Annotated in this window: 12 protein-coding genes; 4 read left to right on the forward strand and 8 right to left on the reverse strand. The window is 71.4% G+C overall.

Going from position 1 to position 8,409, the window contains the following annotated elements; genetic code table 11:
* Nucleotides 1-194 precede the first annotated feature (194 nt).
* Nucleotides 195-1,007: an MBL fold metallo-hydrolase gene (locus FAF44_RS50195; RefSeq protein ID WP_237110579.1), complete on the forward strand. Its 813-nt coding sequence runs from the start codon at nucleotides 195-197 to the stop codon at nucleotides 1,005-1,007.
* Between the two features lie 99 nt (nucleotides 1,008-1,106).
* A complete protein-coding gene (locus tag FAF44_RS50200) occupies nucleotides 1,107-1,622 on the forward strand; it encodes a hypothetical protein (protein WP_237110580.1) in 516 nt (171 codons plus the stop codon).
* A 70-nt stretch (nucleotides 1,623-1,692) separates the two neighbouring features.
* On the opposite strand, the gene FAF44_RS50205 is transcribed toward FAF44_RS50200, so the two are convergent.
* Nucleotides 1,693-1,929, reverse strand: a complete 237-nt coding sequence (locus tag FAF44_RS50205; RefSeq protein WP_237110581.1) for a hypothetical protein — start codon at nucleotides 1,927-1,929, stop codon at nucleotides 1,693-1,695.
* A gap of 82 nt (nucleotides 1,930-2,011) precedes the next feature.
* Complete coding sequence (locus tag FAF44_RS50210) at nucleotides 2,012-2,560, reverse strand: hypothetical protein (protein WP_237110582.1); 549 nt, start codon at nucleotides 2,558-2,560, stop codon at nucleotides 2,012-2,014.
* 325 nt (nucleotides 2,561-2,885) lie between these two features.
* Here FAF44_RS50210 and FAF44_RS50215 point away from each other — a divergent pair, with 325 nt between their 5' ends.
* Nucleotides 2,886-3,341, forward strand: a complete 456-nt coding sequence (locus tag FAF44_RS50215; protein WP_237110583.1) for a hypothetical protein — start codon at nucleotides 2,886-2,888, stop codon at nucleotides 3,339-3,341.
* 14 nt (nucleotides 3,342-3,355) lie between these two features.
* Here the strand turns inward: FAF44_RS50215 and FAF44_RS50220 are convergent, their stop codons facing one another.
* The 5 genes from FAF44_RS50220 to ligD all read right to left on the reverse strand — a co-directional run bounded on the left by FAF44_RS50220 (nucleotide 3,356) and on the right by ligD (nucleotide 6,900).
* Nucleotides 3,356-4,015 (reverse strand): response regulator transcription factor, encoded by a 660-nt coding sequence (locus tag FAF44_RS50220; protein ID WP_237110584.1) that lies wholly within the window; start codon nucleotides 4,013-4,015, stop codon nucleotides 3,356-3,358.
* Nucleotides 4,012-5,169, reverse strand: coding sequence for a sensor histidine kinase (locus FAF44_RS56220; RefSeq protein ID WP_237110585.1), 1,158 nt, complete (start codon nucleotides 5,167-5,169; stop codon nucleotides 4,012-4,014). Before FAF44_RS56220 ends, FAF44_RS50220 begins: the two co-directional genes overlap by 4 nt.
* A gap of 11 nt (nucleotides 5,170-5,180) precedes the next feature.
* Nucleotides 5,181-5,630, reverse strand: a complete 450-nt coding sequence (locus FAF44_RS50230) for a hypothetical protein (RefSeq protein WP_237110586.1) — start codon at nucleotides 5,628-5,630, stop codon at nucleotides 5,181-5,183.
* The gene (locus tag FAF44_RS50235; protein ID WP_237110587.1) at nucleotides 5,627-5,776 is read right to left on the reverse strand and encodes a hypothetical protein; all 150 of its coding nucleotides are present in this window, start codon (nucleotides 5,774-5,776) and stop codon (nucleotides 5,627-5,629) included. Before FAF44_RS50235 ends, FAF44_RS50230 begins: the two co-directional genes overlap by 4 nt.
* A 116-nt stretch (nucleotides 5,777-5,892) precedes the next feature.
* Entirely contained in the window at nucleotides 5,893-6,900 is a 1,008-nt protein-coding gene (ligD, locus tag FAF44_RS50240; RefSeq protein WP_237110588.1) for a non-homologous end-joining DNA ligase, read from the reverse strand.
* Between the two features lie 324 nt (nucleotides 6,901-7,224).
* Here ligD and msrB point away from each other — a divergent pair, with 324 nt between their 5' ends.
* Nucleotides 7,225-7,626: a peptide-methionine (R)-S-oxide reductase MsrB gene (gene msrB / locus FAF44_RS50245; RefSeq protein ID WP_237110589.1), complete on the forward strand. Its 402-nt coding sequence runs from the start codon at nucleotides 7,225-7,227 to the stop codon at nucleotides 7,624-7,626.
* A 189-nt stretch (nucleotides 7,627-7,815) separates the two neighbouring features.
* Here the strand turns inward: msrB and FAF44_RS50250 are convergent.
* The coding region (locus FAF44_RS50250) for a hypothetical protein (RefSeq protein ID WP_237110590.1) at nucleotides 7,816-8,409 on the reverse strand (594 nt) is incomplete at its 5' end.

Genomic DNA, 8,409 nt, shown 5'->3' on the forward strand with positions numbered 1-8,409 from the left:
GTTGCCAAATCTCCACCCAGCCGGGCTTGCCTAGAGGTCTTCAGACTGCCCTCGACGTCACTCCAGGTAACCGCTCCCCAGAGAGTGCTCAAGAGCCGGTAAATCCCGCATAGGGGGACAAAAGGCACGAAAGTCCGCAGCCGGCGGAGCGTCGCCTCCCCGGCCCAGCGACCTCGACCTCCGGGATGAGACACATGAGAGGAAGCCTGCAGTTCATCGGAAGCGCCACCACGCTGATCCGTTACAACGGCTTCACCCTGCTGACCGACCCCGACTTCCGGCCCCGTGGCCGGCGGGCGTACCTCGGGTACGGCCTGTCGTCGCGCCGCCTCACCGACCCCGCCATGGAGATCGGGGACCTGCCGCCGCTGGACGCGGTGCTGCTGTCCCACCCGTACGGCGCTCACTGGGGCCGGGCGGCGCGCAAGGGCCTGGACAAGGCCACGCCGGTCATCACGACCACGGCGGCGGCCGGCCGGCTGCGCCGCCGGGGCTTTCGCAGGAGCGTGGGACTGGACAACTGGCAGCAGCACGAACTGCGCGGCCCCGGCGGCACCGTACGCGTCACCGCCCTGCCCGCCCGGCACGCGCCTGGCCCGGCCGAGGCGCTGCTGCCGCCGGTCATCGGCACGATGCTGGAGTTCTGCGACGAGGACGACCGGGTCGAACTGCGCCTGCACATCAGCGGCGACACGCTGCTCGATCGCCGCCTGGACGCGATCCCGCGCCGCTTCCCCGACGTCGACCTCGCCATCGTCCACCTGGGCGGCGCCAAACTGCCCGGCGGCCCCCTCGTGAGCATGGACGGCGAGCAGGGCGCCGCCTGGGTCGGCCTGATCGACCCGCGAACGGTGGTGCCGGTCCACTACGACGACTACGCCTTCTTCAGCTCGCCCCTCGACGACTTCCGTCACCACATGGAACGGGCCGGGCTCGCCGACCGGATCGTCCACCTCGACAGGGGCGAGACCCGCGAGCTGGCCCCGCACCGGCTGGTCCGCCGCTGACGCACGGTTCGCCTGCCCGGCCGCCCGCCCGTGCACTACGATCTGCGACGACATCGCTCCTCTAAGTGAGGAACCTCGGGAAGCGGGCGGTCATCCTCCATGAAGCTTGCGCTCGGGCCGGCCGTGGCCCTGCTGGTCGTCGTGGGCGTGGCGGCGGCCGGCTGCGGCGATACGCAGCCCCCGCCCGCCACCGTCGGCTCCTCACCGGCCGCGCCCCCGGCTTCGGACACAGGCTCGGACCCAGGCTCGGGTACGGGCAGGCCGACGCCCGACGCCTACGTGCCCCACCCGCTGCCGCTGCCCCGCGCCACGGTGACGGCCGCGCCCAAGCACGGCTCCCGGGCCCGTACGAGCCCGCCGCCGGCACCCGGGCGGGCACCCGGGTGCCCGCCCGGCGGGGGCGACGGCGTCGCGCCCCCGTGCCCGGGCGCCGACGCGCCGGCGTCGATCGGGGGCGGGCTGACGGAGGTCGCCGTGCCGGTCAGCCCGCCGGCGACTTCCCTCAACCCTCCTCCGCCGCCGCCCAGCGCGTCGCCGCTGCAGCAGTCCGTCCCGGAACCCGGCCCGAACCCGGCCACCGCCCCGGCCCCGACCGCCACCCCGAACCCGACCTGACCAGAACGTCAGAACGCCGAACCGAACGGCCAGCACTTCGGCGCCCGGCGCAGGTGGGACGAGGCGACCTTCACTCGATGTTCTTCCCCGGCGGTTCCTGGTCGGCCAGCGCGGACAGGTCATAGAGGACAGCCTCGATCGCCGCCTCCGCCACCAGCGTCCAGTAGACGTCGGAGTCGATGGACAGGCCGGAGCTTCGCGATTCCACGTCTCTGCGTATCGCGTCTTTCACGCGCGCCTCGTCGGCGGCCCCGAAGCACCATTGAAGGGTGCGCCGGTCCGGCACCCATTTCTCCTCGTCTGCCACGCGCAGAGGATATCATCTCCGGAAAAGGCGTCCGGTGAATCCGTGAATGGCCGGAGGTAATCTCCGGCCATTCACGGTGTGGTCATCTTGCGGTCACGTACGTGTGCGCCGAACTGGTGCCGTCGATGTTGCTGCAGCACGGGTCCATAATTTGACCGCGTGAAACTCCATAATAGGTCCCCGACTTGCGAATGTGTATGCCGCTGTCCGATCTCGGGGTGTAGTAGGTTTTGGTCTGCCCCGGACTCACCCACTGCGACTGCGTGGACTTGGCCACCCGCTGCCCTGGCCCGGCCGCCGGCTTGCCCGGAGAGCCGCCCGCTACGTACATGAGCGCGCCGTCGATGGTGACCATGACCGTCGCGTTGCAGGTGACGCGGGTTTTGTAGATCACGCTGTCCCCGCCACTGGACCAATGCGGTGAATTCGCCGTGCCGATGCACTTGATGGCCGCGCCGGTTTTACTGGTGCCGCTGAAGGTGAACGCCGAAGGGCCGAACGCCTTGAGCGTCGCGGCGGTCCAGCCGCTGACGCTCGCCGCGGTGGCACTCGCCGGCGTCGTCGTCACCGTCAGCGTGGCAGCGGCCACCGTCAGCAATACCGCCGCGAACCGCTTTCTGAATATCCTCATCCAGATCTCCCCGAATCACCCAGAGGCAAACAACGTGTTTACCGCTATTCTCTCCGGGACACGTCTGGGTGTCTTTGGCGCTGAGTGCAGGGTTCTTAACACTGGATGTCCGGAAAGGCCGCGGAATATCGGGGTCCGCCAGGAGGTCAGGCGGGGTGTGTTTCGGCGACCCAGCCCCGTCCGCCTCCAACGCCGCGCAGCGTCTCGGTCAGCACCTGCCGCCGGCCGCTCCAGCGCCTGGCGGGTGGCGCAGGACTCCTCCAGCACCTCAGGGATCGTCAGGTTCACGGGGCGCCTCCGGCGAGCGGGTCAAGGGCACTTCGAAGTGCCTTCTGTCAGACCGCCCGCCGAGGGCCACGCGTCGACGCAGGGGACGAAGCAGCGAAGATCGTGTGCTGGGGCACCGGAGACGTGGGCCGCCGACCTCGACAGCAAGACGGTGGTGGACGTGTCCAACCCGCTGGACTTCTCGCCCCGGCTGGTCGTGCCCGCGGCCGGCAGCGTCGCCGAACAACTGCAACTGGCCTTCCCCCGCGCCCATGTCGTCAAGACGCTCAACACGGTGATGACCGACCCGCGCAGGTCCCGGGGCCGCACAACGTGTTCGTGTGCGGGGACGAGGAGGCCGCCAAGTCCGACGTCGTTCGGCTGGACCCACCGTCGGATCCTCGACCTCGGCGGCCTGTCCGCGGCCCGGGGGGTCGAGCCCCTCGTACTGCTCTGGATCTCTCTCGGCGACAGCCTCCGGACGGCGGACTTCGACCTCGCGGTCCTTCGCTGACGGTGCGACCGCCGCTACTCGGCGCCGGGGGTGAGCAGGCCGGTCTCGTAGGCCAGGACGACGAGCTGGGAGCGGTCGCGGGCGCCGAGCTTGGCCAGCAACCGGCCCACGTGCGTGCGCGCGGTCGCGGGGCTGATGAACAGCCGGCCGCCGATCTCGGCGTTGGTACGCCCGGCGCCGACCTCGGCCAGCACCTCCCGCTCGCGTTCCGTCAGGCGGTCGAGCAGGGCCGCCGCCGACGGCCGGGCGCTCGCCGCGGCGGCACGCATGACGCGCCGGGTGACGGCCGGGGACAGGAGCGCGTCGCCGCCGGCCACGATGCGCACCGCCTCGCGCATCCGCTCGGGGCTGGTGTCCTTGAGCAGGAACCCGGCCGCCCCCGCCCTGATCGCCTCCTGGATGTTCTCGTCGGTGTCGAAGGTGGTGAGCGCGATGACGTGGACGTGGCGCAGCCCGGGGTCGGCCATGATCTGCCGGGTGGCGTCCAGCCCGTCGCGGCCCGGCATGCGGATGTCCATGAGCACCACGTCGGGCCGGAGTCGGCCGGTCAGCTCGACGCCCGCGTCGGCTCCGCCCGCGTCGCCGGCCACGGTGATGTCGTCGGCGCGTTCGAGCAGCAGCCGCAGGCCCTCCCTGACCAGTTGCTGGTCGTCGACGATCACCACCCGGATCATGACCGCTCCTCCAGCGGGATGCTCGCCTGCACCACGAATCCCCCTTCCACCGGCGACGACGTGCGCAGTGCGCCGCCCAGGAGCGACAGCCGCTCGCGCATGCCGGTCAGCCCCCATCCTCCCGCTCCGGCGTTCCCGGCGCCCCGGCCGTCGTCCTGGACGCTGATCAGCAGTTCGTCGGTGCCGTAGTCCAGTTCGACGCGCACGGACCGGGCGCCGGCGTGCCGCAGGACATTGCTCAGCGCCTCCTGGAGCACCCGGTAGGCGGTGGCGTCCGCGATCGCGGGCAGGCGTACGGGCCGGCCCGAGGTGCGCAGGTCGATGTCGAGCCCGGCGGCGGCGGCCGTGGCCGTGAGGGCGTCCAGCCGGTCCAGTCCCGGCGCGGGGCCCTCGTCGGGGCCGTCGCCGGCGCGCAGCGCGCTCAGCGTCAGCCGCAGCTCCCGGCCCACGTCACTGCACGCGCCGCGGGCGGCGGCCAGCGAACGCTCGGCCACCTCGGGCGCGTCGCGCAGCGACTCCCTGGCCACGTCCGTGTGCAGCGAGATCACCGACACGGTGTGCGCCATCAGGTCGTGCAGGTCCCTCGCGATCCGCAGACGTTCCTGCTCCACCCGCCGCGCCGACTCCCGCTCGCGTTCCAGGCGCGCGGCGTGGGCCTGCCCGTCCAGCTCGGCGCGCCAGCCCCGGCGGGCACGTACGCTGTCGCCCAGCGCGATCGCGGTGGCCATGAGGCCGGCCGAGGTCATGGTCTCGAAGCCGAGCAGGTAGGCGACGTCGTCACCCTCCATGATCCGCTGCGTGGTCGAGACGACGAGCAGCGCCCCGGCCGTACCGGCGGACCATCGCAGCCTGCCCTGCTCGGCGGCCGAGTAGAGCGCCGCCGCCACCGGCGGCGCCAGCCCGATCGGCGGGTAGGACAGGCGGTAGTAGACGATCAGCGCCCCGGCCGTGAGCAGCAGCGTGGCCACCGGGAAACGGCGGCGGGCGAACATCAGGACGGCGAACAGCCCGCCGAACGCGTACGACGCCGGGCCCGGCCCGGACGACCGGTCTCCGAGGTCGGCCGTGATGGCCGTGCCGACCACCACCAGGACCAGCATGGCCAGGCCCGTGTCGGCCGCGAGCCCGCGACGGGCCGGTGCGTCGCCCCGCACGCTCCCCTCCGTCAGTCTCGTGGGCTCGGCCGGAAGCCGGGCACGATCTTGCTGATCACCCAGGCGGCCGCGCCCACCGCCGCACCCACTCCCGCCCCGGTCACCAGGCTGCTGACGAGGGAGAACGCCCTCAGCACCAGCCCCTCCACCTCCGGTGGCAGCGCGCCGGCGAGGTTACCGCCCAGGCTCGGCGGGTCACCGGCGAACGATTCCGCCCAAAGTACCTGATGCGTCACGCCGAGCAGGGCACCGTACGCGGCTCCCACCGCGAGCAGCGTCAGGAACGGGTTGGGCACCCGCTTCCACAGCACCACGGCGGCCCAGACCGCGATCGGGACGAACACCAGCAACGCGTTGCCCACCGGGCCGACCAGCCGCAGGTCGTGCCCGATCACGCGCGGCACGCCGAGCAGCGCCAGCCCCCACACGGCCCACCCGGACAGGCCGAGCCGGGCCCTCACGCGACGCTCCCGGCGGGGGCCGCCACCGCGCCCAGCGGCGGGGAGAAGCCCGCCGGGCCGGTCATCTCGTGGAAGACGTTCGGATAGCTGACGATCGTCTCCACGGCGACCCCGACGGACGCGGTGGAGGAGAGTCGTTGTCGCATCGGGCCTGCCTCGGGTCGGACGTCATGACCCGGTCACGCTATGTGTCCGGCCCCCGGCCCGTCGTCGGCCGGCGATCTCGACCGGCGTACGCGTCTCGACGTACGCGCGCTCAGCCTTACTCCCCGGGCACGTCCCTGGCCCGGCTCGGCTGGACGCGCTTGGGCTCGCCGGGCATCTTCGGGTAGTTGGGCGGGTAGGGCAGGTCGCCGCGCTCGTCCTCGGCGTACAGGGCGAGAAGCGGTTCGATCGAGTACGCGCGGTCGTCGATGGCCGCGTGCACGTCGCCCAGCTTGGCGAAGCGGGCGGGCACCGTGCGGATGTCGAAGTCGCGGGGGTCGGCGTCGCCGAGTTCGTCCCAGGTCAGCGGGGTGGAGACGGGGGCGTGCGGCTGGGCGCGGATCGAGTAGGCGCTGACCACCGTGCGGTCTCTGGCGTTCTGGTTGAAGTCGATGAACACCCGCTCGCCGCGCTCCTCCTTCCACCAGGCCGTGGTCACGAGGCTCGGCTCGCGGGCCTCGACGGCCCTGGCCAGGGCGATGCCGGCGTGGCGTACCTGGACGAAGTCCCAGCGCGGCTCGATGCGCACGGCGATGTGCGCGCCGCGGTTGCCGGAGGTCTTCACGAAGCCCTCGATGCCGAGTTCGGCGAGCACGTCCCTGGTCAGGAAGGCGGCCTTGCGCGCGGCGTCGAACTCCAGTCCGGGCTGCGGGTCGAGGTCGATGCGCAGCTCGTCGGGGTGTTCGACGTCGGAGGCGCGCACCTGCCACGGGTGGAAGTCGATGGTGCCGAGGTTGGCGCAGTAGGCGATGGCCGCGACCTCGGTGACGCGCAGTGACTGCGCGGTGCGGCCGCTGGGGAAGGTGACGGTGACCGACTGGAGCCAGTCGGGGTGCCGGGGCGGCATGCGCTTCTGGTAGATCGCCTCGGTCTGGACGCCGTCAGGGTGGCGCTTGATGTTCGTGGGCCGGTCCTTGAGCGCCCGCAGCGCTCCCTCGCCGACGCTCACGTAGTACTCGACCAGTTCCCGCTTGGTGGCGCCGATCGCTGGAAAGTAGACCTTGTCGGGGTTGGTGACCTTGACGGTCCGCTCCCCCACCTCGAGCTCTATGTACGGCGATGCCATGTCCCCGAACCTACTCCACCCGCCCGTCGAGCAGGGTGGGCCCGTCCCGGAGCCTCCTCGGTGGCGGGACCGAGGGCTCGACAGGACGGGCCACGAGACCACCCGCCGCCGGTCCGGGCGCTGGCGCGCCACCCGGCCGACCGTGATGATCCCCAGCGGCGCCAGCACGGGCGTGGGCTGTGCCGCTCGACGGGATCCACGGATGATCCACCCCTTGGCAAGGGAGCGATGACACCCCCTTGCCTACAAAGACGCAAATTCACCCCAGAACGGATGCTTCACCCTGCGGAGATCTCTTTTTGCCGGATCTCGTACGCTTGAGTCATGGACAAGGTGGTCAAGAGCGAGGCGGAATGGCGGTCCGAGCTGTCGCCCGAGGAGTTCCACATCCTCAGGGAGGCGGGGACCGAGCGCCCGTTCACGGGGGAATTCGTCGACACCAAAACCGAAGGTGTCTACTCGTGCCGCGCCTGCGGGGCCGAGTTGTTCCGATCCGACACGAAGTTCGAATCGCACTGCGGGTGGCCGAGTTTCTTCGAGCCGTCCGAGTCCGACGCGGTACGGCTGATCGAGGACAGCAGCCTCGGCATGGTCCGCACGGAGGTGCGGTGCGCCCGGTGCGACTCGCACCTGGGGCACGTCTTCCACGGTGAGGGCTACCCGACGCCGACCGACGATCGTTACTGCATCAACTCGATCTCGCTTCGACTCGAACCCAAGGGGTGATCAATCGGCGACGCGGCGTATCAACCCCGTTCCCCGGGTACGAGAGCCGCGTGCGCTTTGTCCATCTTCGGCACCGCTGGGTGACGATCGAGATCATAGGGCGCGTCGTGACGCAGCGGTGCGAGTTGTGCGCCAAGACGCGGGTCCGGGTCCGCTGACCCGGACCCCCAGGGGGCTCAGAAGCAGGGCTCAGCGCGGGGCCGGGTAGGTGACGCGGCAGCTCCGGTCCGCGGGGCCGAGGATGTTGGCGAGCACCGGGTTGCCGTTTCCCCCGAACTCCGCCTGGACGAACACCACGGGGTCCGCGACTCCGCGGCTGCGCAGGTAGGTCAGGCCGCGCTCGCAGAGCACGATGGCGGCGAGGGAGTTGTCCGCCGACTCCGGCAGGTCCGTATAAATGCGCAGATATCCGCCGACGCTGCGGATGTCCTTGAGGTGTTTCAGCGACTTGTCGTCCGGACCCCAGTTCGCCTGGAAATACCGGACGGCCTGCTGGTCGGTGTGCCGTGACGGGCCGTCGGCCCGGTAGTCGTCGCCGTCGCCGGGGATCGGGCCTCCTGCCAGGACGTCTTCCGGAGCCGTGGAGCCAGCGACAGCCCCCGGATCGGCCGGGCTTTCCGGGCTTTCCGGGCCAGCGGTGGACGCGGGTATGGCGGAACGTGATACCCCCTGTTTCCGGGCCTCGCGCCCGGCCGTGCCGCCGTCCCGTCCTCCGGAAGGCGGCGAAGCGTCGCCCGGCCCGGTCGTTCCGTCGGCCCCCGGCAGGCCGGTCCTCTCGTGTCG

The organism is Nonomuraea sp. MG754425 (genome assembly GCF_021699195.1).
GTDB lineage: Bacteria > Actinomycetota > Actinomycetes > Streptosporangiales > Streptosporangiaceae > Nonomuraea.